The sequence below is a fragment of the Pseudomonas sp. N040 genome (genome assembly GCF_015637705.1).
GTDB lineage: Bacteria > Pseudomonadota > Gammaproteobacteria > Pseudomonadales > Pseudomonadaceae > Aquipseudomonas.
Window position 1 is genome coordinate 36939 of sequence record NZ_JADOBE010000006.1, and the last position, 25239, is coordinate 62177.

Genomic DNA, 25239 nt, shown 5'->3' on the forward strand with positions numbered 1-25239 from the left:
CATGCAGCTGGCGGCTTGAACTGCCGCCAGACTCAGGGCGCCAGCTTGCGCTTGAGCGCGCTGGCCACTGGCTGCGGCAGGTTGGGCATGGCGCGCAGCAGCCAGGGCAGGATCTTGCGCTTGGCGCCGCTCAGCGACTCCGGCACCACGGCCTCGATCAGGTGCGGGCCGGGATGGGCAAAGGCGTACTCCATGGCCTTGACCAGGTCTTCGGCGGTGCTCACCCGCACCGAATGCACGCCCATGCCCTGGCCCAGCTGGGCGAAGTTCAGCACCGGGCCGCGCAGGTCGAGCTGCGACTTGGCCTTGGGCCCGGCCTCCTCCGCGCCAACGCGCTCCAGCTCGACATTCAGCACCGAGTAGGAAGCGTTGTTGAAGATGATCGAGGTGACGTTGAGATTTTCCCGCGCCATGGTCCACAGCGACTGGATGGTGTACATCGCGGTGCCGTCGCCGATCAGCGCCAGCACCGGCCGCTCCGGACAGGCGACGGCCGCGCCGATGGCGCTCGGCAGGCCCTGGCCGATGGCGCCGCCGGTCAGGGTGATCAGGTCGTGGCGCGGCGCGCCGGCGGTCATGGCCGAGAGCAGCAGCCCGGAGGTGATCGCCTCGTCGACCAGGATGGCGTTTTCCGGCAGCAGGTGGCCGACCGCCTTGCACACCTTGGCGGCGCTCAGCTTGCCGCGCGGACGCCGCGGACGCTGGGCGGCCTGCAGCGCCGGCTGGACCTGGCTGGCGCCGAGCGCGGCAGCCAGTTTTTCCAGGCTGGCGGTGCTGTCCTGCGCCGGCGTGGCCAGGGTGAGCACGTTGCAGCCGTCAGGCACCAGGTAGCTCTGCTTGCCCGGGTAGGCGAAGAAGGACACCGGCGCCTTGGCGTCGACCAGGATCAGTTCCTCGATCCCGGCCAGCTGCACGCCGGCCATCTCGGCCATGTAGGCGATGCGCTCGATGGCCGGCAGGCCGGCACCGCGCTGCAGGCGGGTGGGGAATACCTCGGCGTACAGCTTGACCCCGCTGTGCGCGGCAATGCGCGCGGCGGCCAGCAGGTCGGCCTCGCGCAGGGCGCGCCCACCGAGCAGCAAGGCGACCTTGCGCCCCGAGCGCACCGCAGCCACCACCGCGGCCACGGCAGCATCGTCCGCCACCGCGGGATTCGGTTCCGGCGGCGGCGGGCAGGCCACCCCGCCCTCGCCCCAGGACACGTCCGCCGGCAGGATCAGGGTGGCGACCTGGCCGGGGTAGCCGCGCGCAACACTGATCGCCTCCACCGCGTCGCGGCACAGCTCGGCGGTGCTCTTGGAGGTGCGCACGAAGCCCGGCGAGACATTGCGCGCCACCGTCTCGATGTCCGACTGCAGCTGGGCGTCGTACTGGGTGTGGTAGGTGGCGTGGTCGCCGACGATGTTGACCACCGGCGACTTGCCCTTGCGCGCGTTGTGCAGGTTGGCCAGGCCGTTGCCCAGCCCGCAGCCCAGGTGCAGCAGGGTGGCGGCCGGCTTGTCGGCCATGCGCGCATAACCGTCGGCGGCGCCGGTGGCCACGCCTTCGAACAGGGCCAGCACGGCGCGCATGCGCGGCTCGCTGTCGAGGGCGGCGACGAAGTGCATTTCGCTGGTGCCGGGGTTGGTGAAGCAGACTTCGATACCGGCATCGGCCAGGGTCTTCATCAGGGCTTGGGCGCCATTGGGCATGGGGTTTCTCCTAAACAGTAGTGGTCGGTCAGCCGGCGTTGAACGAACGCGCGGCGGCGCGGGCGGTAAGAATGCAACCGGGCAGGAAGGTGCCCTCCAGCGAGCGCTTGCCGCTGGCGCCGCCACCGCCGAAACCGGCGGCCTCGCCAACGCAATACAGGCCGCTGACGGGTTGGCCGCGGGCGTCCAGCACGCGGCTGTGCAGGTCGGTCTGCAAGCCGCCGAGGCTCTTGCGCGAGATCAGCTGCATGTGGATGGCGATGTACGGACCGGCGCCGGGCAGCTGCAGCGGCGCCGGCTTGCAGGTGCGCAGGCGGTCCGGCCCCCACTGGCGGGCGTGCAGGATGCGGCGCAGCTGGTCGTCATTGTGCAAGCGGTTGCCACCGGCAAAGTTGGCGTCGAAGGCATCGGCGGTGGCCTGCAGCGCGGCGGGATCAATGTCCAGCGAGCAGGTCAGCGCATTCATCTTCGCCGCCAGCCCGGCCAGCGTGTCGTCGACCAGGAAGTGCGTGCTTTCGCGCTGCATCTGCTGGATCAGCCGATGGTTGCCGAGCAGGGTTTCCTTGAGGAAGGCCGGGAACTGCATGTCGCGGATGCGCTGGTTGTGCTCGGCGCCGGAGATGGCGAATTCCTTGACCGCGATGCGCCAGTTCAGCAGGTGCCAGGTCCAGGGTTTTTCCTGCTCGGCCACGCGCTGGCACAGCCAGTGGGTATCAAAGCCGGTGACCAGCGGCTCAGGGCCGATGCGCCGGCCACGGTGGTCGAGCCACAGCGCCGACTTGCACGGAATGGTCGACAGGCCATGGCCTTCGAAGTGCGGATAGGGATGCGGAAAGCCGGCGGCGTAGTTCCACATCTCGCCGGCATGGGTGATCTGCCCGCCCAGCTCATCCGCCACCAGGTGATGCAGCTTGCCGTCGGCGAAAGGATGCGCGCCGTTGAGCATGCTCGCCGGAATGGCGCGGTGCTTGGGCCAGTTGGCCCGTGTCTGCGCATGGCTGCCGTTGATGCCGCCCATGGCCAGCACCACCACCGGCGCCTGCAGGCGCACCTCGGCGCCGGTCTCTTCGCAGACCGCCACGGCGCCATTGAGCTGCCCGGCCTGATGCTCCAGCGCGGTGATGCGATGACGGTGCAGCAGCGTCAGGCGGCCACCGCTGTCGGCGGCGCGCAGCGCGGCGATCATGCGCCGCGTCAGTTCGCGCGAGGTGCCCCAGACCACGTGGTAGCGTGGCAGGCTGTTGCCGTCGCCCTGCAGGCCGCGCTCGACCCAGTTCACCGCCGGCATGAACTTCACGCCCTCACCGAGCAGCCAGTCGTAGACCTCGCTGCGCGAATGCTCGACGTAGTAGCGCGCCCACTGCTGCGGGTAGTGGTCGTCCGCGGCGATCTCGCCGAAGCGCAGCCAGTCGCGCAGGGCGATTTCCGGGGTGTCCGGGATCTTCATGCGCGCCTGCAGCGCGGTGCCGACCAGGGCCATGCCGCCGAAGGCCCACAACGCCAGGCCGCCGAAACGCTCGGGGCTGTCGCGGTCCACCAGGGTCACGCGCTTGCCCGCGCGCAGGGCTTCCAGCGCGGTGACGATACCGGCCAGCCCGCCGCCGGCCACCAGCACATCCGCTTGCACAGTCGTCGTTGCCAACCTCGATCTCCTTGCACACGCGCGCCCGGATGGCCCGCAGTCATTGTCGAAGCCAACGATAGCTGCATATCATCCACACACACTTGACTTTACAGGCCACGCAGATTGACTTTACAGGCCACCGTCTCCATGAGCTGGGTCAACACCGTGCTGGTGGCTGCACAGCGCCTCGGCGTGGAACGCGACGCCCTGCTCGCCGCAGCCGGGATTGCCAGCGCGGAACTGCAGGCCGAGCGCTGGCCGATCGACCACATCACCCGCCTGTGGCGCGCGGCAGCCCAGCTGACCGGCGACCCGGGCTTCGGCCTCAAGGCCGGTACGCTGGTCGGGCCGGCCAGCTTCAATGTGGTCAGCTACCTGTTGCAGTCGGCGCCGACGCTGCGCGCGTCGATCAGCGTGGTGCAGAAATACCAGCGCCTGATCAGCGACGGCGGGCGCCTGCAGATGATCGCCGGCGCCCAGTCGAGCTGGCTGGTCTATCACCCGCGCCAGGGCCAGCTGCCGTTCAGTCCGCACCAGATCGAGGCGGTGCTGGCGGCCATGCTGGCGTTTGCCCGCTGGGTGTCGGGCACTGCCCTGCGCCCGCTGAAAGTGCAGTTCAGCCAGGCGCCGATCGGCACCCCCGGCGACTACCACGGCGTATTCCAGTGCCCGGTCGAATTCGACCAGGCGTTCAGCGGCGTGCTGCTGGACAACGCCCTGCTCGACGCGCCCCTGCCGCAGGCCGACGCGCAACTGGCGCAGGTGCACCAGCAGTACGCGGCAGCGCGGCTGGCGGCATTGTCTCCGCCGGAGACCCTGGTACAGGACCTGCGCCGCTGGATCGGCAGCCAGCTCCACGGCCAGCTGCCTAGCCGCGCCAAGGCCGCGCAGGCACTGGGGTTGAGCCCGCGCACGCTGGCGCGGCGCATGCAGGCGCAACAACTGGATTTCTCCACGCTGGTCGACCAGGCCCGCCGGGATGCCGCCCTGCACGCCGTGGCCGAAACCCGGCAAGCACTGGCGGATATTGGCCAGAGCCTCGGCTTTGCCGAGCCCAGCACCTTCTGGCGCGCCTTCAAGCGCTGGACCGGACAGACCCCGGCGCAGTGGCGGCGGCAGCGGGAGGCAACGACCGTCGGCGCAGCCATAAAACCTCCAGACAATCCGTAGGTTGGGCTGAGCACAGCGAAGCCCAACAACACCGGCGCGTAACCTGAGCGTTGGGCTTCACCGCTGCGCGGTTCAACCCAACCTGCCGGTTCATCCCAACCTACGGGCTGGGCGCCCGCAACCAGCCGAGCAACTGCTGGTAGACCGCCTGGCTGGACAGCAGGTCGAAGTGATCGATGCCGTAGACCACCGCCTGGTGCGCTGCATCGATCGGCAGCGACAGGGCGGGATCCTTGTGCCGGCCCAGCGCGCTGTGCACCGGTACCAGGCCGTCGCCGGGCTGGCGGGCGACCGGCTCCTTGCGCTTGGTCGCCGCCAGCACATAACAGTCGACGCCCGCGGGCAGCGCTACCGGCCGCCGCGGATCGTGCCGGTGGTTGCCGTCGTGGTTCTGCCAGTCCTCGTCCAGCAGGTTGCCGAAGCGCAAATCACGGATGCCGGAACTGCGGATCATGCCCAGGCGGGTAAAGGGCGCGCTGTAGGGACTGATGCCGATCAGCAGGTTGGCGCGGTTGCCGGCACGCTCCAGCGGCGCGCCGTGGTGCGGGGTGCCGAGGAAGACCAGGCGGGTCAGCACGTTCAACCAGCCGTGGCCGGCCGCCGCCGCGTAGTGACAGGCACTGCGCGTCACCAGCCCGCCCATGCTGTGGCCGACGATCAGCAGCTCGCGCACCGGCACCGGCCAGTGACTGACCAGTTGCTCGAGGGTGGCGGCGAACTCGCGGCCGTTGCTGGAGATATGCCGGCCGCTGTTGTAGCTGAGGTACAGCGGCGTGCAATCCAGCTCCCGGGCCAGCGCCTGGCCGTGGTCGTGGCCCTCGCGCAGCCATTGCAGGTCATTCATGCACAGGCCGTGGACCAGCACCAGCAGGCGCCCGTTGGAGTCGGCGAAGTGACCGGCCAGCGCCGGCGCGCTGAGCTCCAGCGGCACCCCGCCCTGGCGCAGGCGCATCGGCAGGGCCAGCGGGTTGCCGGTGCTGATCAGGTAGTCGCCGAGCACCCCGTTGAGCGCTGCCAGCAGGGCCTCGCGGCGCGGCGAAAACGGCTGGCCGGGCAACAGCGGCTGCAACTGCGCCAGCGCCGTGTCGAGCAGCGTACCGACCACCCGGGTCACGCCGCGCACGCTGCGGTAGACCATCCCGGTAATGCCGCGCGTGCGCCCTGCCGGCGCCTTGCCGATCAGCGCCACGGGCGAGGCGATGGTGCTGTGCATGTCCTCGACGATGTCGGTGACCCCGGCAACCGCATTGATGATCAACTGGCTGACCCCGCGCAGATCCGCCCCGCTGTCGCTGTCGCCCGGCGGCGTGCCGGCGAGCGTGTCTGACGGTGCCGGTGCTGCGGGTTGCTCGGTGCTGGCCATGCTGAACTCCTGGGGGTGCGGGTGGGCTGCGCGCTGGCTGGTCGCGGCGGCGCTCGTGGGCGACAACAGCCACCCGACGGTGGCGACAAACATTTGCGGCAATGTTATGGCACTATAAGTGACACTATATCGACAGGCACGGCGCGGACTGACAAGATGCCTGCACGTGGCGCAAAACCAATTCGTGCATTCTGCGACCAAACAGCTTGGCACGGTCAGATTTTCGGCAATACTGCGCAAGCCGGAAGTCCGGCAACCCGCTTTTCCCATAACGACAACAGCCCCAAGGGGCGGAGTAAATCAATGAACAACGCCAAAGTCGTCATGCTGGCCCTGTACGCCATCACCATCCTGTCCCTGCTGGTAGCCATACCCGGGGGATCGGTCCTGCAAACCATCAGCCTGGTGATCGTGGTCGCGCACGTGGGCGAAGTCCTGGCTTGCCAGAAGCAGATCCGTCTCTATCAGGGCCCGTTGGTGGACAGCATTGCCTTGACCCTGCTGTTCGGCTTCGCCCACTGGAAGCCCATGGCCGACAAAGCAGCCCGCGAAACCCAGGCCTGACCGGGATGCGCATCCCTTTCGCCGGTTACACCCTCGGCCTGCTGCTGGCGCTGTTGGCCGGGCCGGCGGCTGCGGCGCAGCCGAACATCGTGCTGCTGCTGGCCGATGACTGGGGCTTCAGCGATGTCGGTGCGTTCGGCGGCGAGATGGCCACGCCCAACCTCGACGCCCTGGCCGGACAGGGGATGCGCTTCTCCAACTTCCATGTGGCGGCATCCTGCGCGCCGACCCGTTCCATGCTGCTGACCGGCGTGGACAACCACCGCAACGGCGTCGGCAACATGCCGGAAACCATCCCGCAAAGCCACCAGGGCCAGCCGGGCTACCTCGGCGTACTGGACACCAATGTGGTCACCGTGGCCAGCCTGCTGCGTGACAGTGGTTACCACACCTATATCTCCGGCAAATGGCACCTCGGCCACGAGCCGCACAACCTGCCGCCGGCGCGCGGCTTCGAGCGTTCGGTGATCCAGGCCGACAGCGGCTCGGACAACTGGGAAATGAAGCCCTACCTGTCGCTCAAGCCGGAGGTGTCCTGGTACGAGAACGGCGAGCGGCTGCATTCGCTGCCGGAAGATTTCTATTCTTCGACCTTCTTCGTCAGCAAGGCCATCGAGCAGATCGAGTCCAACCGCGACAGCGGGCAGCCGTTCTTCTCCTACATCGCCTTCCAGGCCAACCACATTCCGCTGCAGGCACCGCAGCAGTTCATCGACAAGTACAAGGGGCGCTACGACCAGGGCTGGAATGCCCTGCGCCAGCAACGCCGCGACAAGGCCATCGAACTGGGCCTGATCCCGCCCGGCACACCGATGACCGAGATGGCCACCACCCTCGACTGGGCGGCCCTGAGCCCCGCGGAACAGGCCTACCAGGCTCGGCGCATGGAAGTGTATGCGGCCATGGCCGAAGCCATGGACCATGAAGTCGGCCGGCTGATCGCCTACCTGAAGGAAACCGAAAAGTACGAAAATACGGTATTCCTGTTCCTCTCCGACAACGGCGCCGAGGGCTCCGACCCCTATGCCACGCTCAGCGGGCGCCTGTGGCTGGATCACAACTACGACCGCAGCATCGAGCGCCTCGGCGGCAAGGGCGCCTACTCGATCATCGGCCCGAGCTGGGCCAGCGCGGCGGTGGCACCGCTGAACACCTACAAGTTCTGGGCCGGCGAAGGCGGCATCCGCGTGCCGCTGATTGTCGCCGGCGTGCCCGGCGCCCTGGCCAACCGGATCAGCCCGGCCTTCACCCACGTCACCGACATCGCGCCGACCCTGCTGGCCCTGGCCGGCGTCCAGCAGCCGGACGGCCGTTACCAGGGCCGGGCGGTCGAACCCATGATCGGGCGCAACCTGCTCCCGGTCCTGCGCGGCCAGGCCGACGCGGTGTACCCGGTCGACCAGCCGGTGGGCTACGAGCTGTCGGGCAACGCCGCCATCTTCAAGGGCGACTACAAACTGCTGCGCAACCTGCCGCCCATCGGTGACGGCCAGTGGCACCTGTACGACATCCGCCGCGACCCCGGCGAAGTGACGGACCTGCAGCAGCAATTGCCCGAGCTGTTCCAGCAGCTGATTGCCGACTACGCCGACTACGCCCGCGCCAACGGCGTATTGCCGATGCCCGATGGCTATGACCCGATCAAGCAGGTGTTCATCAACGCCATGATCAATGTCTATCTGCCCAAGCTGAAACTGTGGGGCATTCCCGCCGTGCTGCTGGTGCTGGCCGCCATTTACCTGCTGCGCCGGCGCCGCCGGCAGCGTTGATTCTCAATTGACACCCTCTCCCAACCCCTCTGCCCGGAGGGGCGAGGGAGCACAACCAGCGAGGATTCGAACATGCAGTCACTGCGCACCCCCGATGAACGCTTCGCCAACCTGCCCGGCTATCACTTCGCGCCACATTACCTGCAGGTGGACGACACCGAAGGTGGCGAATTGCGCCTGCATTACCTGGATGAGGGTGCCGCTGATGCGCCCGTGGTGCTGTTGCTGCACGGCGAGCCGAGCTGGTGCTACCTGTACCGCAAGATGATTCCGCTGCTGGTGGCGGCCGGCTACCGGGTGATTGCCCCGGACCTGATCGGCTTCGGCCGTTCCGACAAGCCCAGCCAGCGCAGCGACTACACCTACCAGCGGCATGTCGACTGGATTCGCGCCCTGCTGCTGCAGCTTGAGCTGACCGGCATGACCCTGGTCTGCCAGGACTGGGGCGGCCTGATCGGCCTGCGCCTGGTCGCCGAGCACCCGGAGCGCTTCGCCCGGGTGGTGGCCGCCAACACCATGCTGCCGACCGGCGATCACCACCCCGGCGAAGCCTTCCTCAAGTGGCGCGAGTTTTCCCAGACGGTGCCGGTGTTCCCCACCGGCATGATCATCCAGCGCTCCGTCACCTGCACCCTGCCGCCGGAGGTGATCGCCGCCTACGACGCGCCCTTCCCGGATGAAAGCTACAAGGAAGGCGCGCGGCAGTTCCCCACCCTGGTGCCGGCCACCCCCGATGACCCGGCGGCCCCGGCCAACCGCAAGGCCTGGGAAAGCCTGGTGAAGTTCGACAAGCCGTTCCTCACCGCCTTCAGCGACAAGGACCCGATCACCGCCGGTGGCGACAAGGTACTGCGCAAGCTGATCCCCGGCTGCGCCGGCCAGCCGCACACCACCATCGAGAACGGTGGGCACTTCCTCCAGGAAGACCAGGGCGAGGCACTGGCCCGGGTGGTGATCGCGTTCATGCGCAACAGCTGAAAACCACTGTTTCTTTGTAGGAGCCAGCTTGCTGGCGATCGCTGGCAGACAGCTCATATCGCCAGCAAGCTGGCTCCTAAGATGTTGCGTTTTGCTCAGTACGCACGCTCAACCCAACCCTGCATAACGCCCCGCCAGCCGGCGGGGCCAAAGGAAATCCATGAACAAGACCATCGTCATCACCGGCGCGTCGGCCGGTATCGGCCGCGCACTGGCCGAAGCATGCTTCACCCGCGGTTACCACCTGGGCCTCACCGGGCGGCGCATGGAGGCCCTGAAAAGCCTGCGCGGCGAACTGCTTGCGCGCCAGCCGCAGAGCCAGCAGCGCATCGAACTGTGCAGCCTCGACGTGGACGACAGCGACAGCGTGGGGCCGACCCTGCACGAGCTGTTCGAGCGCCTGGGCGGGGTCGACATCGTGGTGGCGAATGCCGGCATCAACGACTTCAGCAAGGTCGGCCGCGGCGACTTCGCCAAGGAACGCCACATCCTGCAGACCAACGTGATCGGCGCCATCGCCACGGTCAACGCTGCCGCCGAGCACCTGCTCGCACGCGGCGCCGGGCAGATCGTCGGGATCTCCTCGCTGGCCTCGCTCAAGGCCATCCCGACCCAGGCCGCCTACTGCGCGAGCAAGGCCGCCTTCTCCATGTACCTCGACGGCACGCGCATGGAACTGGGGCCGAAGGGCATCGCCGTGACCACCATCCTGCCCGGCTTCGTCGCCACCGGGATCATGCCCAACGTCGAGAAGTACCCCTTCGCCGTGTCCGCCGGCCAGGCCGCGCGCGAGATGCTCGACCTGATCGAGAAGCGCCGGGCGCGCGGCATCGTGCCGGCCTGGCCATGGAAATACCTGCGTCCGCTGTTCGGCCTGATCCCCGACGGCCTGTGGAAAAAGATGCTCTGAGCTGTCCCCGTCACCGACCAACCGCAGCGAGATCAACATGCACAAACCCTTCGTCCACTATGGCTGGCACCTGTCCTATTTCTCCGGCAAGACGCGCTGCTACCTGACCTACAAGGGCATCCCGTTCGAGGACAACCAGGTCAACCTGTACAACCTGATGGTCCGCAACAAGCGCAAGACCGGCGTGGTGGTGATGCCGATCCTGCGCACCCCGGAAAACGAATGGCTGCACGACACCAGCCTGATCATCGACCGCCTGGAAGCGCGCTTCCCGCAGGCGCCGGTGATTCCGCAAACGCCGCTGCAGCGCAGCGTCGCCTACCTGCTCGAAGCCTGGGGCGACGAATGGTGGATTCCCATCGCCATGCACACGCGCTGGAGCTACCCGGAGAACTATGCGCTGTGGGAGCAGGATGCCGGCCCGGCGCTGCTGCCGCATTTCCCGAAGTTCCTGCAACGGCGCATCGCCGCCTTCCCGGCCGGCAAGATGCGCGTGATGCTGCATGCGGTGGGCGTGCGCCCGGAACAGGCGCAGCTGATGAACGACTGGACGGCGAACATGCTCGACCACCTCGACCGCCACTTCGCCGAGCACCCCTACCTGCTCGGCGGGCACCCGACCCTGGCTGACTTCGGCCTGGTCGGCAGCATGTACGGCCATCTCGGCCGCGACCCCTGGCCGGCCCGCGAGCTGGTCGCGCCGCGCCGTCACCTGCGCGCCTGGATCGACCGCATGGCCAGCCCGCCAGCGCCAGGCACCGCGCAGCAGCCGCTGCTGGCGGATGACCGCATCGCCGACACCCTGCTGCCGGTGCTGCACAGTGTGTTCAGTGAATTCGTGCCGATGCTTGAAGCCATCCTCGCCCAGGTCAACCGCCTGCTGCCAACCTACCCGGCCGGCAAGCCGCTGCCGCGCAGCCTCGGTGAAATCGAAATACCCATGGCCGGGCAGACCTTCCGCCGCAACGCCCTGCCCTACAGCCTGTGGATGGCGCAGCGGGTGCTCGACGGCTACCGCAACCTGCCGCCCGCGCAACAGGACACGGTTGGCAACTGGCTGCGCGAGCACGGCGGCAGCCGCCTGCTGGAACTGGACTTGCCGCGCCTGCGCATGGCCGGCCTGCGGGTGGCGCTCGAGGCCCAGTGATACGGCCCTTGAGTAGCAGCGACGCCCCCGCCGCGACGCAAACCGCCAGGCAACAACAAAAGCTCGCGCCGAGGGCGACGCTCCTACGGGCCAGGGTGGCGCCAGGCTGCTCTTGTAGGAGCGGCGCCCTCGCCGCGAAGCGAACCATCAGCCAACAACTAACCCTCTCGCCGAGAGCGGCGCGTATTCAACGGCCCGGTTATTCAAGGCGCGCAGCAATATGTGCCGCCCGGCATGCTTGAACTCGGCGGTTTTGACCTCGACTGGAGCGGCCCCGGCGGTTGACGCAAGCCCGCCCGAAGTCGCATGGTTAGCCCTGTTGCAGTGCACCGGCGGCGCCGCAGGGCCCCGCCATCCATCAGTCCCGGAGCCTATGCATGAGCCGTTTGCCCCCCGTTCTGTCCAACCTGCCGTTCCCCGTGATCGGCAGCCCGATGTTCATCATCAGCACGCCCCAGCTGGTGATCGCCCAGTGCAAGGCCGGCGTGATCGGCTCGATGCCGGCGCTGAATGCGCGCCCGGCGGCGCAACTGGAAGACTGGCTGGCGGAAATCACCGAGGAACTGGCGGCGCACGACCGCGCCAACCCGGACCAGCCGGCCGCGCCGTTCGCCATCAACCAGATCGTGCACAAGAGCAATGACCGCCTAGAACACGACATGGAGGTCTGTGCCCGCTTCAAGGTGCCGATCATCATCACCTCGCTGGGCGCCCGCGAGGACGTCAACCAGGCGGTGCATGCCTGGGGCGGCGTGACCCTGCACGACGTGATCAGCAACCTGTTCGCCCACAAGGCCATCGAGAAAGGTGCCGACGGCCTGATCGCGGTTGCCGCCGGGGCTGGCGGCCACGCCAGCGTGAAGAGCCCGTTTGCCATGATCCAGGAAATCCGCGACTGGTTTGACGGGCCGCTGGCACTCTCCGGTTCCATGGCCTCGGGCCGCGCCATCCTCGCCGCCCAGGCGATGGGCGCGGACTTCGCCTACATCGGCTCGGCGTTCATCGCCACCGAGGAAGCACGCGCGGTGGAGGAGTACAAGCAGATGATCACCGCGAGCAACTCCGACGACATCGTCTACAGCAACTTCTACACCGGCATCCACGGCAACTACCTGAAAGGCAGCATCCGCAACGCCGGCATGGACCCGGACAACCTGCCGCAAAGCGACCCGAGCAAGATGAACTTTGCCAGCGGCGAAGGCTCGAACAGCGCCAAGGCGTGGAAGGACATCTGGGGTTGCGGCCAGGGCATCGGCGCGATCAGCGAAGTGCTGCCGACCGCCGAACTGGTGGCGCGCTGGAAGCGTGAATACGCTGCAGCCAAGGCCAGCCTCTGCGCCAGCTGAGGGGTTTTCGTCGCGGCGGCTGGTTTGCTGGTTGAGTGCCGCTGCCACTGCAGACAGTTGCACTTGCAGAAGCCTCAGTCAGCGCAGGCCTTCAGCTTGTGGGCCGTCTTCAGTTCGGGGCTCAGCGCCGCGCACAACGACTCGAGCCGGCCGGTCTGCCCGGCCAGGGCGAGCAGGCGTTGCGCCTCGCCGGGGCTGTATATCAAGACGCGGCGGGCCGATTCGAGGCCGGCCTGCTGCTGGCCGGCAGTCAATCTCGGCCAGGCGATCAGGGCGATTTCCGCCAGCTCGCGGTTCACCTCGAGAATCCACGGGCCAAGGCTGAACGCCTGCTCCAGGGCATTGGCGAACTCGTCGTCGAACTCCTGCAGGTACAACTTGGCATGGGCCAGGCGCGCCCAGGTGTTCGGCCAGGTCGGGCGCACGCCGAGCGAGGCGCGGTAGGCCGCCAGTGCGGCACGCCGCGACTCTGTGGCAATCGGGGCGGCATACGGCTGGCGGAACTGCTTCCAGCTGTAGATGCGCCCGAGCCGGTCCAGGCGCTCGCCATCCGCTACCGGATACAGTTCGATCGCCCGCTGCGCCGCGCCGTGGGCGATGTTCCAGGCGCGCGCGTCGGGTTCCACGGCGGCGGCTTCCCAGGCGCCGAGAAAGGCTTCGGCCTGATAGTCGGCAATGCCCACCAGCAGCAGGCGGCCACCAAACAGCAGCAACGCACTGGCCGCGAGCGCAACGCCGAGCGCCGCCGCCCGCCGGCCGAGGCGAGTCGCAGGCTGCCGCGGCAAGCCCAGGCTGGCGGCAGTGTCACTCACTGGAAATGGCCCTGGGCGATTTGCCAGGGCGTGTGGCTGACCAGCGCTTCGGCCCGGGCCTCGCCGATCAGGCGGGCCGCTTGGCGCACGCCATCGGTGAGAATCGGCGGGCGATATTCCTGATTGTGCGCATCGCTGGCGAGGATGGTCACCAGGCCTTCGCGCAGCAAGTCGTGGGCGATGGCCTCGGCGGCCGGGCCGAAGCCGCCGGCGACCGAGGCCGCGGTAACCTGCAGCAGGCAGCCCTGCTCGATGAACGGCTTGAGCCTGGCCGGCGCGCGCATGATGCCCTTGTTGCGTTCCGGGTGGGCGAGCATCGGCACAATGTTGCGCTGCAGCAGCCAGCTGATCATGCGCTCCGCGCCAAACGGCACCTCGCCATGGGGGAACTCCAGCAGCAGGACCTGCTTGCCCTGCCACTCGCCGAGGAACGGAATCTGGCCGGCGCCGATGCCGAGCATCAGCTCCGCGCCGAAGCGCACTTCCGCGGCGGTGGCGACTTGCAGGGGAATGTCGGCCGCCTGCAGCGCCGCGACAAACTGCGCGTGCGCACCCTGGATGATCGCCGGCGTGTTGTCGTAGCGCCCGGGATGGATATGCGGCGTGCACACCAGATGGGTGATGCCATCGGCCACCGCGATGCGCGCCAACGCGAGTGAGGTGGCGAGGTCGGGGGCGCCGTCGTCTATGCCGGGCAGCAGGTGGTTGTGCAGGTCGATCATGGCAGCTCTTGGGGCGTAGCGTTGTTTAAGGCGCTGTCTGCGTTAGTGATTGAACGTGCTTTTTCTCGCGCAGGGTGGGCTTTAGCCCAGCAATGCCCGACACAGTGTTTCGGTGGGCTGAAGCCCACCCTACGCCCACCCTACGACAAGCAGGTCTTCAACCCATAACGCGTACATAACCTTGTTTAACCGGGCAGCAGGGCGAATTGTAGGCTTATCGACCGGCAGAGATAAGGCCAAACCCGGCAAAATCAAGCGCTCGCGCCGGAGGCGGCGCTCCTGCAAAAGAAAGACCGGCGCGCCTACACCGGATCCCTGCCCGCCTGGCGCCGATAGATCCAGTCGACAATCTCGCCATCCGGGGTGTAACCGCTGACCGTGTCGCGCAGCAGCTGGCGCACCTGCGGGTAATCGTCGCGCTCGACTGCCGCCAGCAGCTCGTCCAGGGTCGTCCGCAGCGTCGCCCACGGCAGGTGATCCTCGTTGGCGCGCATGATCATCGGGTGCTCGGTAGGGCTGACGTTCTCGCCGATCAGCAGTTCCTCATAGAGCTTCTCGCCCGGGCGCAAGCCGGTGAACTCGATGGCGATGTCGCCCTCGGGGTTGCTCGCCGAGCGCACCGTGAGGCCGCTGAGCAGGATCATCTTTTCCGCCAGCTCGGCAATTTTCACCGGCTCGCCCATGTCCAGCACGAACACATCCCCGCCCTGCCCCATGGCGCCGGCCTGGATCACCAGCTGCGCCGCCTCGGGGATGGTCATGAAATAGCGGGTGATCTCCGGATGCGTCACGGTGACCGCCTGGCCGCGGCGAATCTGCTCGTGAAAGCGCGGGATGACCGAACCCGAAGAGCCCAGCACATTGCCGAAGCGGACCATGGTGAAGCGCGTCCGGTTGACCGCCGGCAACCCCGTCGCAGCTCCCAGCAGCTGGGGGGCGGGCTCGCGGCTGAGGGCCTGCAGGACCATCTCGGCCAGGCGTTTGGTGCTGCCCATGACGTTGGTCGGGCGCACCGCCTTGTCGGTGGAAATCAGCACGAAATGCTCGACCCCGGCCAGCACCGCCGCCTGAGCGGTATACAGCGAACCCAGCACATTGTTCAGCACGCCCTCGGCGATATTGTGCTCGACCATCGGCACATGCTTGTACGCCGCCGCGTGGTAGACCGTATCGACTCCCCAGCCGCGCATCACCTCCAGCAGGCGCTGCGGCTCGCGAATGGAGCCGAGCAACGGCACCAGGCGGACTGCCAGCGCTTCACGGCCAATGCGCTGCTCCAGCTCGGCGTGGATGCTGTAGAGGTTGAACTCGCTGTGCTCGAACAACAGCAAGGTAGCCGGCCCGGTGGCCAGGATCTGCCGGCACAGCTCGGCGCCGATCGAGCCGCCAGCCCCGGTCACCAGCACCACCTGGTTGCGGATGCAGCGCTCGAACAGCGCCGGCCGCGGCGGCACCGCGTCACGCCCGAGGAGGTCGGCGATATCCACCTCCTGCACGTCCTCGACCTTGACCCGGCCGCTGGCCAGATCCATGAAGCCGGGCACGCTGCGCACACGCAACGGGAAGCGCTGCAGCAGCTCCAGCACTTCGCGGCGCCGGCCCCGCGAGGCCGAGGGAATGGCCAGCAGGATCTCCACCGCGTCGGTGTCATCGAGCATCTGCTGGATATCGTTGGCGGCATACACCGGCAGCCCGGCGATCACCCGATCGACAATGCCCGGATCATCATCGATGAAGGCCACCGGGTGCATGCCGCGACCAGAACGCAACGCCGCCACCAGCTGATTGCCGGCCGCACCGGCACCGTAGACGGCGACGTGGGGAATATCCTTGACCCTGCCCTTGTGCTTGAAGCTGAACGGCTGATCCACCGAGTACCAGGCACCCATGAAGTACTGCCGCATCAGCAGGCGCAGGCCGCCCACCAGCAACAGGCTGAGCAGCCAGTAGATCAGCACCATGGAACGCGGAATCAAGGTGGGCGCCTGATACCAGTACACCGTCAGCGCCAGCAGCAACGCGGCAATCGACACCGCCTTGGCGATGGCAATCAGCGCCTCGTTGCCGAAATAGCGCATCACCGCACGGTACATGCCGTAGCGGATGAACAGGGGAATGGCCAGCGCCGGCGCGGCGACAAACAGCCAGGCATGCCCGCCCAGCGGCTCAACCGTGTCGACATCCCCCAGCCGGATGACAAATGCCAGCCACAGGGCAGCCCACAGCAGCAGCACATCGGTCGCGATCTGCAGCAGTCGCTTGTAACGCCGGGGCAACGCCACCAGGCGGCTGCGCAGCTGGTAGGCAAGTCCTAACACACTCATTCATCACCCTTTTCAACGTCTGAACAGCGACGACCGCTACCGACAAAATCAACAGCTCGCGCCGAGGGCGACGCTCCTGCAAAAACCTGCGACCACACACGCCCTGTAGGAGCGGCGCCCTCGCCGCGATACAGCCAGCTCCGCGGCATACTTCAACCACCAAACCTCGCGCCGGGGGCGACGCTCCTACAAAAACCTGCAACCATGCTCCCCTGTAGGAGCGGCGCCCTCGCCGCGAAAACCGCGCCCCGCCAGCACCAGGCCAATCACTCCTCCGGCTTTTGCGACCCCGGCCGCGGCCCGTTCCTGACAGCCCCGGCACCACCATTCAAGCGCTCCCGCTTGACCATCAGCTTCGGCGTGCGGAAGCGCACAATCCGCCAGTACAGCCACACATACAGTGCCATGAACCCGACAATGCAGGCCATCAGCGCTTCGGTGTTACGCCAGAACAGCAATGCCGGAAACACCGAAGCCGAACACAGCAACCACAGATACGGCGAGGTAGCCGAGTTCTGCCGGGTGCGGAGATGACCCAGGTCCCCGGTTGCCCAGCGCACCAGCCGCCGGAAAATCAGCGTGTGCAGATGCAGGCCATCCGGCCGGCCAGGCGAGACGCCCTGCAAGACCTTGCGCCGGTAGATCGAGAACAGCGTCTCGAACACCGGGTAGATCACCAGCAGCAGCGGAAACCACGGCGACACCTCCGCATGCCGGGCCACCAGCAGCACCGATACCTCGCCGATCAGGAAGCCGATCAGGTAGGCACCGCCATCACCGAGGAAGATCAGCCCGCGCGGATAGTTCCAGACAAAGAAACCGAGAATCGCGCCGACACTGGCGATGCACACATTCCACAGCAGGTGGTCGCCCAGCACGTAGGCCACGTAGCCCATCGCCCCGAGAATCATCACCGAGACCATCGACGCCAGGCCATTGAAGCCATCGATGATATTGACCGCATTCGCCACGCCGGCCACCGTCATCGCCGTGATCAGCAGGCCCATGCCGCTGATCGCCAGGAAGGCATCCACCAGCTCGACATCCGAGCGCGACAGCAGCGCCCCCAGCAGCCAGAAGCCGAGCAGCGCCGCCAGCATGGTCAGCAGCAGGCGCGGCAGCACGCCGACCCGCTTGGTGAAGTCCTCCACCAGCCCGCCAAAAAAGGCCGGCGTCGAGGCCAGCAACAGCAAGGCAAAGGATTCCGCCACCGCGGGGCGCAGCACATACAGCATCACGGCGACCGCGATCATCCCCAGCGCAATGCCCACCCCGCCGATGCGCGGGATCGAGCCCTGGTGAAACTTCTGCACCCCGTCATTATCGTGGTCACCGGACAAATGCTCGTGCAGATGCTGGTAACGAACAATCAGCAGGGTGACCAGCACCGAGACCAGAAACGCCAGAATGAACGTGTGCATGCAAGTACCGAAATCAGAAACGCAATCAAAAAGCCAATGTGCCCGTTACTGCACACGCTCCCGTAGGGTGGGTTAGCCGCATCGCGGCGTAACCCACCATCAATGGCAGAGGTATCGCCCTTGCCGGCCTTGCGGCCGGTTGGTGGGTTACGGCCACAGGCCTAACCCACCCTACGGGAGCGCGTGCAACCGCTAACGGGTACAGCGCCAATTAAAAAGTCTACCGCAGTGTGCCCGATTCCCGCCCCGGGGCGACTGCAACAGATCAACAACAAAGCAAAGACAGCTCCGCACAACCAAGCACAAGCAAAGGCTCGCGCCGGGGGCGGCGCTCATACAAAAGCAAGGCAACACCGCAACACGATGCAACCACACAAATCCGCGCAACACCGCCGAACCTGTAAGAACGTCGTCCCCGGCGCGATAAAGCCAACTGCAGGCCCTGCGCAGTTCAATCAATCCGGATCATCCGGGCCAGCTGCAAAAAATAATCCTGCGACCAAATGTCCAGCTGTTCTGGTGTCTTGATAAAGCGGACGACATCCTGTCGGGCCGAGTTCACATCCAGCGTGTGGATACGGGCTTCAAGCAGCGCGCGAAACTCCTCTGCGCTAAGCACTGGCGCTGCAAGATCACCACTTTGCCTGGCCCGCTCGGCAAAATGCTGCAGATTCAGCGAGCACCCTTGACGGACATACCACTCGAAATCAAACCAGTCCCGCCCCTTGACCCGGTTCTGCCATTGGCGAAAGAGCAGCGCATGCATCTTGCCGGCAAAAAGATCCGGCAAGCTGAAACACTTGACGAAGAACGAGTACGGCTGCAACAGCAGTTTTTCTTGGCTGGAAAAGCCCGCAGGCGGATCGGTATCCACCTCGAACTTGATCTTGATGACCTTCTGCCCGGCGATCCGCAGGTCATACACACTGGCGGTTTTCTTCAGAAAAGCCGAAGCAATATCGGAAACGCCGGCCTTGTGCTTGGCAGAAATTTCCACCGCAAAGCCGAAAGCCGCGAACTCGTCCTGCATGGCCTTGAAATACGGCTGCAGGGAAAACTCCGGATCCGGGTTCAGCAGTGAAAAATCCAGATCTTCCGAAAAGCGCGGCAAACCATAAAAAATCCGCAGGCAGGTACCGCCGTAAAATGCAGCCCGCTCGAAAAAGCCGCCGCGATAGAGCCCCGCCAGCGCAATTTCCTGCATTACCTCACGTAGTGCATGTGCCCGGGCTTCATGGCTGTCCTGTGGATAGCGCTGCAGCATCTGCTCAATGACCTTCACTGCAATGACTCCAGCAGCTTGCACAAGGCCTGCAGCTGACGCGGCTTATAACCTGCCGCCAGATAGTGGCGAACGGGCGTCAAATCCAGCCTGGCCAGATCCTCGATATCCATCCGCAAATCCTCGAGTAAAAAGCTGCGCATGGCGGCGGCGGTATATGCCGAGAGGTTGCGCGTCAGCAGCAGCTTGTCGCACAAAGCTTTTTCCGCGCCGGCGAGCAAAAAACTGCTGCCATCCGGATTTTGCTCCATCTGCACGCCTATGCCGTAAAGCCCGGCGGGAATGTGCGCATAGGAAAACACGCCCAAGGGAGTGTCGTACTGCCTGCTGCGGCGCGGGGTAACCGAGCTGAGCTGAAAAACCCCCTCGGGAATCAGGCCATGCCAGGACAGGGCGAAATCCAGCGAAACGCAGGAAGGCCCGTACAGCAAATTGGCCACCAGCGGCAACGAAACCGGCGTTGCGCGATGTTCGGCACCCAGTACATAGAGGCCTTTCTTTAGCTGAACAAGATCACCAGCCGCCAGCAGACGGGCGATCTTGTCATTGGGCCGCCGGTACTCCCCCAAATAAGAAAGCAGCGCCCCATGCGTGAAGGGAACGCTGCCAAAGGCCTGAAGCTGCTTGATCAAACGCATGGTTGTAGTTCTCTGCATGCAAAATCGAATAATAGCCGATTATCCATGCAAAAAATCGCAGGCAAGGGACATACCAAGGTTTTCTCTAATCACCAAAAACTCGCGCCCGGGACGACGCACCGCAAAAGCAAAAGCAGCCACACAACCCTGTGCAACCCCACAAACCCTGTAGGAGCGGCGCCCTCGTCGCGATAAAGCCAGCTCCGCGCCATCCGACCAACCGAAAAGCTCGCGCCGGGGGCGGCGCTTACAAAAGCAAGGCAGCACCATCCAAACCCTGGTGTCGGCTATAGGCTGAATATGTGTCCCCCCGTAGGGTGGGCTTCAGCCCACCACATCGGATGCAATGGCTTGGCGGGCTAAAGCCCACCCTACGACAAGCCACTTATCATTGATGGTTCCCACGCTCTGCGTGGAAACCATCCAGGGGCGCTCTGCGTCGCAGCGGCGCAAAGCGCCGCCACCTGCATTCCCACGCGGAGCGTGGGAACGATCAACCCCCCCCCTCACCCCGTTCAGCCACTTACTCCAACCCACCAGCCTCGCGCCGGGCCCTCAAAATGGCGCGGACGGCGCGAATCACATCGCTCAACCGGTCGTGGGCCGGCAAGGTAAAGCCCAGCTGAATCAGCAACGGCCGCCCCAGCAGCCGCGTTGAGTAGTTTTGCGCAATCCAGTGTGCCAGGTAGCGCCGGCGCATGGCGCCCGGGCGAATTGCCCGAGTAAAGTCCTCCGGCGGCAGCTTGCCCGTCAGCAAGCGCAGCCACTCCAGCATGATCCAGGCAGCGGTTTTCAGCCCCGCCCGCTCCAGCAATTCCGCCACCCCGGCCCAGTCCGGTTTTTCCCGGTCCATCCACCGCACGATATCCAGCAGGCGGATGACCGAGGAATAGGGCGTGGTGCAGTATTTGGTGATCACCGGATGCACCAGCATCAGGAACAGGCTGGCCTCCGGACTCGGCCCCCAATGGCTCGAAAAATCCCTGCGTTGCCGGACAAACTCAGCCGTCAGCGGGACACGGGTGCGCCCGGGCCGCAAAATATCCCAGTGCAGGTCTATGTCCAGACACCCCTTGGTCAGGGTCAGTTCGTGGCTGATGGTTTCCGGGCTGATAACCGCGCCAAAACCGGCCCGGCCTAATGCCTCGACAGCCGCCTGCCGGTCTGCAGGCTGCACCAGCAGGTCGATATCCGTGGCAACGCGCAGTGCCGGCTGGCGGTAGATCAACTCGCGCAGATGCGTGCCCTTGAACACCACATGGGCAATACCCTTTTCGTCCAGCACACCACGAATCGTCGCCAGGGCATTTTTCTGCAGCAGGTACACCGCCGCGGCATTGAAGCGTTCGGTCTTCAGCTGCTGGTGAAAGTCACTGCTGAACGGGTCTTCGGCAAGCGCCGCCAGGTGCTCATGCCACAGCGGCGCCAGGCCCTGGGCGATGACAAACTCGGCAAACGCCGGCTCACCCAACTCGCCGATGGTTGCCAGACAGTCGGGCGACAACGCCCTGCCCGGGCTGTCCAGCAAAGGCACCAGCGCGGCACGGTGCAAGGGGTAGAGAAACTGGGTCATGTGCCTGGATATTGGAATACTGAAAGGATGATTTCGCGGCTGAAACTATTTGCGGCTCAAGCCCCACTGGTTCGGATAGCCCGGGGATGGTTGTCGCATCGAGGCGTCTGCGTGCGGCCAGGCGGCAAACCGTCGAACCGGCACGGCTTAAGTGTGAACACACAACCAATGTAGGAGCCAGCTTGCTGGCGATCAGGATCGAGCAAAACATCGCCAGCAAGCTGGCTCCTAGCGGCTCGCGCAAAACTGCTCACGCATCCGGCAGGATACGGATGTGTTATCAACCCCGCTCACCCGCAGGTTTTCGGAACAATTCCAGCAGCTTGAACGGCAACTTGGTGAGGACAAATAGCAGATTGGTATACACCCCATTGCTGCGACAGGCCCTGACGTCCTCCAGTGTGCCGTTGAGCTTGCTCCTGAAACCCGAGGCACTGACACCACCTACGCGCATCCTGACCAGTACTTTTGCCAGACTGGTGAAGCGCATCTTGTGCACCAGCAGCAGCCGCACAAACATTTCGTAATCAGCCGATATCTTGTATTCCAGCGAATAGCGTCCAACGCGCTCGTAGGCGCGCTTGCTGATGAAGGTCGCCGGATGCGGTGGCATCCAGCCGAAGCGCAATTTCCACGGCTGGAAATGCCCCGCGCCATAGAAACGCACTACCTTTTCAAGGTTTTCCGGTTGCACATAAACCAGATCGCCGAACACCAGATCGCTGTCCGGGTGCTGCTCAAAGCAGGCTGCGACATCGGCCAGCACGGTTGCGGTTTCATAAAAATCATCTGAATTCAGAATGCCGATTACATCGCCACTGGCCGCCTGCACACCCTTGTTCATCGCGTCGTAAATGCCTCTATCCGGCTCGCTGATGATCCTGGCAATGCGCGTCTGGTACTCATTGACGATGGCCATGGTGCCGTCTTTGGAGGCGCCATCCACCACGATGTATTCGGTATCGGGATGGCTTTGCGCAAGCACGGATTCAATGGTGTCGCGGATGGTCGCGGCGCTGTTGTAGCACACGGTAACGATAGAAATTTTCAAGTAGCCAACCTTTTTCAACTGCGGCCGTAACGGTCATTGAGACGCACGATGTCGTCTTCGCCCAGGTACGAACCGGACTGCACTTCAATCAGTTCCAGCGGAATGACGCCGGGGTTTTCCAGCGAGTGGATTTCACCAACGGGAATATAAGTGGACTGGTTTTCCGCGAGCAGGAAGGTTTCCGTACCGCGAGTCACCTTTGCTGTGCCGCTGACGACAATCCAGTGTTCCGCGCGGTGGTGGTGCATCTGTACCGAAAGCCTGGCGCCCGGGCTGACCGTAATACGCTTGACCTGGTAGCGAGTGCCACTATGGACAACTGCGCATCGGCCATAGCAAGAAATTGCTTGGGATTCAGCTGGCGCGACAACGGCCACAGGCGCGAGCCTGAACCGCCAGCCATAACAACGGGGGTAATCAACATTCACTTCCTTGAATAGGGGTCGCCGGCACCGCCTGGCTGCTGCGTGCATAACCATCAGGGTTGTTCGATTGCCAGCGCCAGGTAACGACCATCATCCATTCAATGGCTTGGCGGGCTAAAGCCCACCCTACGACAAGCCACTTATCATTGATGGCTGCCACGCGGAGCCTGGGAACGATCAACACATCACAACCCCATCACTTCCGCGCCTGCTCCACATTCGCCACAAACCACTCATAAGCATCACGCAAGCCGTCTTCCAGGCCGATGCTGGCTTGCCAACCCAATGCCTTGAGGCGCGAGACGTCCAGCAGCTTGCGCGGGGTGCCGTCCGGTTTGGTTGCGTCAAACACCAGCTGCCCTTTGAAGCCGGTTACCCGGACAAGGGTTTCCGCCAGCTCGCGAATACTGCAATCCACGCCGGTGCCGACATTGATATGGGAAAGCATCGGTTGGGTATTGGCCTGATAGGTTTCCGCCTCCAGCTCCATCACATGCACGCAGGCGGCGGCCATATCATCCACATGCAGAAATTCGCGCATCGGCGAACCGCTGCCCCAGATCACCACCTCTGCATCGCCGCGTTGGGTGGCGGCATGAAAGCGCTGCAACAGGGCGGGAATCACGTGGCTGTTTTCCGGGTGGTAATTGTCATGCGGCCCATACAGGTTGGTCGGCATCACACTGCGGTAATCGCGGCCATGCTGGCGGTTGTAGCTTTCGCACAGCTTGATGCCGGCGATCTTGGCAATCGCATACGGCTCGTTGGTCGGCTCCAGCACGCCGGTCATGAGCGCGTCTTCGCGCATCGGTTGTTCGGCATGCTTGGGGTAAATGCAGGATGAACCGAGGAATAGCAGGCGCTGCACACCATGCACATGGGCTGCCTGAATGATGTTGGCCTCGACCATCAGGTTTTCGTAGATGAAATCCGCCGGATAGGTGTTGTTGGCATGGATGCCGCCCACCCTGGCTGCCGCCATGTACACCTGCTGCACGCCATTGCCGGCAAAGAAGCCCTGCACAGCGGCCTGATCGAGCAGGTCGAGTTGATCACGCCCGGCGGTCAGCACCCGTGTGTAACCCAGGGCTTGCAGGCGCCGCACAATAGCGGAGCCAACCATGCCGCGATGGCCGGCGACAAAGACAACTTCATTCAGATTGCGGTTCATTCACAGTTCTCCAGCCAGATTGCGACTCACGCTCAATTCTCCACCGACATCGACAAGTCATGCCCGTGCAGCTTGAGCAAGGCATGCCGCTGGGCGACCTTTAGGTCCTCGCGGACCATTTCGGCGCACATTTCCTGCACGGTAATTTCCGGCACCCAGCCCAGCTTGTTTTTGGCGTTGCCCGGGTCACCCAGCAGGGTTTCCACCTCGGCCGGACGGAAGTAGCGCGGATCCACCCGCACCAGCACATCGCCAACATTCAGCGCCGGCGCCTTGTCACCCTCGATGCGCTCGACAATCCCCAGCTCGTCTACGCCAGCTCCCTCAAAGCGCAGGCTGATGCCCAGCTCGGCCGCCGACCAGCGGATAAACTCGCGCACCGAATACTGCACCCCGGTGGCAATCACGAAATCCTCGGGCTGTTCCTGCTGCAGCATCATCCACTGCATGCGCACATAGTCCTTGGCATGGCCCCAGTCACGCAGGGCATCCATATTGCCCATGAACAGGCACTGCTCCAGGCCCTGGGCGATATTGGCCAGGCCACGGGTGATCTTGCGCGTCACGAAGGTTTCCCCGCGGCGCGGCGACTCATGGTTGAACAGGATGCCGTTGCAGGCATACATACCGTAGGCCTCGCGGTAGTTCACCGTGATCCAGTAGGCGTACAGCTTGGCCACCGCATAGGGCGAGCGCGGGTAAAACGGTGTGGTTTCCTTCTGCGGAACTTCCTGTACCAGCCCGTAAAGCTCCGAGGTGGACGCCTGGTAGAAGCGGGTTTTCTTGCCCAGGCCGAGCAGGCGGATGGCTTCAAGGATGCGCAGGGTACCCGTGGCATCCACATCCGCCGTGTATTCCGGCGCCTCGAAGCTCACCGCCACATGGGATTGTGCGCCGAGGTTGTACACCTCATCCGGCTGCACTTGCTGAATGATGCGGGTGAGGTTGGACGAATCGGTCAGGTCACCGTAATGCAGGACAAAGTTGCGGTTATCCACGTGCGGGTCCTGATAGATCTGGTCTACCCGCTGAGTGTTGAACGAAGAAGCGCGACGCTTGATGCCATGTACCTCATACCCCTTCTCCAGCAGCAACTCCGCCAGGTAAGAACCGTCCTGACCGGTAATGCCGGTGATCAAAGCCTTTTTTCTCAAAATGAAACTCCTTTGCTGAAACTGTCTACACAAGCAAACCGCATGGCCCACATGACTGACGGAGACCATTCCCCTAGCGGCTAAAGATTATTCATAAATAATGT

Annotated in this window: 20 protein-coding genes and 2 pseudogenes; 7 read left to right on the plus strand and 15 right to left on the minus strand. The window is 64.8% G+C overall.

Annotated elements, in window-relative coordinates; genetic code table 11:
- Positions 1 to 32: 32 nt before the first annotated feature.
- Positions 33 to 1691, minus strand: a complete 1659-nt coding sequence (locus ISX93_RS10355) for an acetolactate synthase large subunit (protein ID WP_195778659.1) — start codon at positions 1689 to 1691, stop codon at positions 33 to 35.
- A 28-nt stretch (positions 1692 to 1719) separates the two neighbouring features.
- Positions 1720 to 3333, minus strand: a complete 1614-nt coding sequence (locus tag ISX93_RS10360) for an FAD-binding protein (protein WP_195778660.1) — start codon at positions 3331 to 3333, stop codon at positions 1720 to 1722.
- 129 nt (positions 3334 to 3462) lie between these two features.
- On the opposite strand from ISX93_RS10360, the gene ISX93_RS10365 reads away from it, so the two are divergent.
- Positions 3463 to 4485 carry an AraC family transcriptional regulator gene (locus ISX93_RS10365; RefSeq protein ID WP_229732155.1) on the plus strand — a complete coding sequence of 341 codons (1023 nt, stop codon included), beginning with the start codon at positions 3463 to 3465 and terminating at the stop codon, positions 4483 to 4485.
- Between the two features lie 100 nt (positions 4486 to 4585).
- Here the strand turns inward: ISX93_RS10365 and ISX93_RS10370 are convergent, their stop codons facing one another.
- The gene (locus tag ISX93_RS10370; RefSeq protein ID WP_195778662.1) at positions 4586 to 5848 is read right to left on the minus strand and encodes an esterase/lipase family protein; all 1263 of its coding nucleotides are present in this window, start codon (positions 5846 to 5848) and stop codon (positions 4586 to 4588) included.
- Between the two features lie 303 nt (positions 5849 to 6151).
- Here ISX93_RS10370 and ISX93_RS10375 point away from each other — a divergent pair, with 303 nt between their 5' ends.
- The 6 genes from ISX93_RS10375 (at position 6152) to ISX93_RS10400 (ending at position 12562) form a co-directional block, all read left to right on the plus strand.
- A complete protein-coding gene (locus ISX93_RS10375; RefSeq protein ID WP_195778663.1) occupies positions 6152 to 6412 on the plus strand; it encodes a hypothetical protein in 261 nt (86 codons plus the stop codon).
- A gap of 5 nt (positions 6413 to 6417) precedes the next feature.
- Positions 6418 to 8181, plus strand: coding sequence for an arylsulfatase (locus ISX93_RS10380; RefSeq protein WP_195778664.1), 1764 nt, complete (start codon positions 6418 to 6420; stop codon positions 8179 to 8181).
- A gap of 72 nt (positions 8182 to 8253) precedes the next feature.
- Positions 8254 to 9159: a haloalkane dehalogenase gene (locus ISX93_RS10385; protein ID WP_195778665.1), complete on the plus strand. Its 906-nt coding sequence runs from the start codon at positions 8254 to 8256 to the stop codon at positions 9157 to 9159.
- Positions 9160 to 9319: 160 nt separating this feature from the next.
- Positions 9320 to 10069: an SDR family NAD(P)-dependent oxidoreductase gene (locus ISX93_RS10390; protein WP_195778666.1), complete on the plus strand. Its 750-nt coding sequence runs from the start codon at positions 9320 to 9322 to the stop codon at positions 10067 to 10069.
- 37 nt (positions 10070 to 10106) lie between these two features.
- Positions 10107 to 11216 carry a glutathione S-transferase family protein gene (locus tag ISX93_RS10395; protein ID WP_195778667.1) on the plus strand — a complete coding sequence of 370 codons (1110 nt, stop codon included), beginning with the start codon at positions 10107 to 10109 and terminating at the stop codon, positions 11214 to 11216.
- Positions 11217 to 11593: 377 nt separating this feature from the next.
- Positions 11594 to 12562, plus strand: a complete 969-nt coding sequence (locus tag ISX93_RS10400) for an NAD(P)H-dependent flavin oxidoreductase (protein ID WP_195778668.1) — start codon at positions 11594 to 11596, stop codon at positions 12560 to 12562.
- Positions 12563 to 12636: 74 nt separating this feature from the next.
- Here ISX93_RS10400 and ISX93_RS10405 read toward each other — a convergent pair whose 3' ends face one another.
- The 12 genes and pseudogenes from ISX93_RS10405 to gmd form a co-directional block, all read right to left on the minus strand.
- Positions 12637 to 13374, minus strand: a complete 738-nt coding sequence (locus ISX93_RS10405; RefSeq protein WP_195778669.1) for a hypothetical protein — start codon at positions 13372 to 13374, stop codon at positions 12637 to 12639.
- On the minus strand, positions 13371 to 14096 hold the full coding sequence (locus ISX93_RS10410) for a tyrosine-protein phosphatase (protein WP_195778670.1): 726 nt from the start codon (positions 14094 to 14096) through the stop codon (positions 13371 to 13373). Before ISX93_RS10410 ends, ISX93_RS10405 begins: the two co-directional genes overlap by 4 nt.
- 302 nt (positions 14097 to 14398) lie before the next feature.
- Entirely contained in the window at positions 14399 to 16420 is a 2022-nt protein-coding gene (locus tag ISX93_RS10415; protein WP_195778671.1) for a polysaccharide biosynthesis protein, read from the minus strand.
- A 266-nt stretch (positions 16421 to 16686) separates the two neighbouring features.
- A complete protein-coding gene (locus ISX93_RS10420) occupies positions 16687 to 17841 on the minus strand; it encodes an MraY family glycosyltransferase (RefSeq protein ID WP_195778672.1) in 1155 nt (384 codons plus the stop codon).
- Between the two features lie 451 nt (positions 17842 to 18292).
- Positions 18293 to 19123 (minus strand): nucleotidyl transferase AbiEii/AbiGii toxin family protein, encoded by an 831-nt coding sequence (locus ISX93_RS10425; protein WP_219841012.1) that lies wholly within the window; start codon positions 19121 to 19123, stop codon positions 18293 to 18295.
- Positions 19120 to 19761, minus strand: a complete 642-nt coding sequence (locus ISX93_RS10430) for a type IV toxin-antitoxin system AbiEi family antitoxin domain-containing protein (RefSeq protein ID WP_195778673.1) — start codon at positions 19759 to 19761, stop codon at positions 19120 to 19122. The genes ISX93_RS10425 and ISX93_RS10430 overlap by 4 nt, the downstream gene beginning before the upstream one ends.
- A 523-nt stretch (positions 19762 to 20284) precedes the next feature.
- A complete protein-coding gene (locus ISX93_RS10435) occupies positions 20285 to 21334 on the minus strand; it encodes a nucleotidyltransferase family protein (RefSeq protein WP_195778674.1) in 1050 nt (349 codons plus the stop codon).
- Positions 21335 to 21614: 280 nt separating this feature from the next.
- Complete coding sequence (locus ISX93_RS10440) at positions 21615 to 22385, minus strand: glycosyltransferase family 2 protein (protein ID WP_195778675.1); 771 nt, start codon at positions 22383 to 22385, stop codon at positions 21615 to 21617.
- A 14-nt stretch (positions 22386 to 22399) separates the two neighbouring features.
- Positions 22400 to 22696, minus strand: a pseudogene (locus tag ISX93_RS17330) (cupin domain-containing protein); the annotation flags it as partial.
- Positions 22697 to 22746: 50 nt separating this feature from the next.
- A pseudogene (locus ISX93_RS17335) lies at positions 22747 to 22809 on the minus strand (sugar phosphate nucleotidyltransferase); the annotation flags it as partial.
- Positions 22810 to 23006: 197 nt separating this feature from the next.
- Entirely contained in the window at positions 23007 to 23981 is a 975-nt protein-coding gene (gene fcl / locus ISX93_RS10450; RefSeq protein ID WP_195778676.1) for a GDP-L-fucose synthase, read from the minus strand.
- Positions 23982 to 24013: 32 nt separating this feature from the next.
- Positions 24014 to 25138 carry a GDP-mannose 4,6-dehydratase gene (gene gmd, locus ISX93_RS10455; protein WP_195778824.1) on the minus strand — a complete coding sequence of 375 codons (1125 nt, stop codon included), beginning with the start codon at positions 25136 to 25138 and terminating at the stop codon, positions 24014 to 24016.
- Positions 25139 to 25239: the final 101 nt, after the last annotated feature.

Excerpts from the sequence above, each read along its gene's own strand:
- ISX93_RS10355 (WP_195778659.1), bottom strand. The coding sequence starts at position 1,691 with ATGCCCAATGGCGCCCAAGCCCTGATGAAGACCCTGGCCGATGCCGGT.
- ISX93_RS10365 (WP_229732155.1), top strand. The coding sequence starts at position 3,463 with ATGAGCTGGGTCAACACCGTGCTGGTGGCTGCACAGCGCCTCGGCGTG.
- ISX93_RS10370 (WP_195778662.1), bottom strand. The coding sequence starts at position 5,848 with ATGGCCAGCACCGAGCAACCCGCAGCACCGGCACCGTCAGACACGCTC.
- ISX93_RS10375 (WP_195778663.1), top strand. The coding sequence starts at position 6,152 with ATGAACAACGCCAAAGTCGTCATGCTGGCCCTGTACGCCATCACCATC.
- ISX93_RS10380 (WP_195778664.1), top strand. The coding sequence starts at position 6,418 with ATGCGCATCCCTTTCGCCGGTTACACCCTCGGCCTGCTGCTGGCGCTG.
- ISX93_RS10385 (WP_195778665.1), top strand. The coding sequence starts at position 8,254 with ATGCAGTCACTGCGCACCCCCGATGAACGCTTCGCCAACCTGCCCGGC.
- ISX93_RS10390 (WP_195778666.1), top strand. The coding sequence starts at position 9,320 with ATGAACAAGACCATCGTCATCACCGGCGCGTCGGCCGGTATCGGCCGC.
- ISX93_RS10395 (WP_195778667.1), top strand. The coding sequence starts at position 10,107 with ATGCACAAACCCTTCGTCCACTATGGCTGGCACCTGTCCTATTTCTCC.
- ISX93_RS10400 (WP_195778668.1), top strand. The coding sequence starts at position 11,594 with ATGAGCCGTTTGCCCCCCGTTCTGTCCAACCTGCCGTTCCCCGTGATC.
- ISX93_RS10410 (WP_195778670.1), bottom strand. The coding sequence starts at position 14,096 with ATGATCGACCTGCACAACCACCTGCTGCCCGGCATAGACGACGGCGCC.
- ISX93_RS10415 (WP_195778671.1), bottom strand. The coding sequence starts at position 16,420 with ATGAGTGTGTTAGGACTTGCCTACCAGCTGCGCAGCCGCCTGGTGGCG.
- ISX93_RS10420 (WP_195778672.1), bottom strand. The coding sequence starts at position 17,841 with ATGCACACGTTCATTCTGGCGTTTCTGGTCTCGGTGCTGGTCACCCTG.
- ISX93_RS10430 (WP_195778673.1), bottom strand. The coding sequence starts at position 19,761 with ATGCGTTTGATCAAGCAGCTTCAGGCCTTTGGCAGCGTTCCCTTCACG.
- ISX93_RS10435 (WP_195778674.1), bottom strand. The coding sequence starts at position 21,334 with ATGACCCAGTTTCTCTACCCCTTGCACCGTGCCGCGCTGGTGCCTTTG.
- fcl (WP_195778676.1), bottom strand. The coding sequence starts at position 23,981 with ATGAACCGCAATCTGAATGAAGTTGTCTTTGTCGCCGGCCATCGCGGC.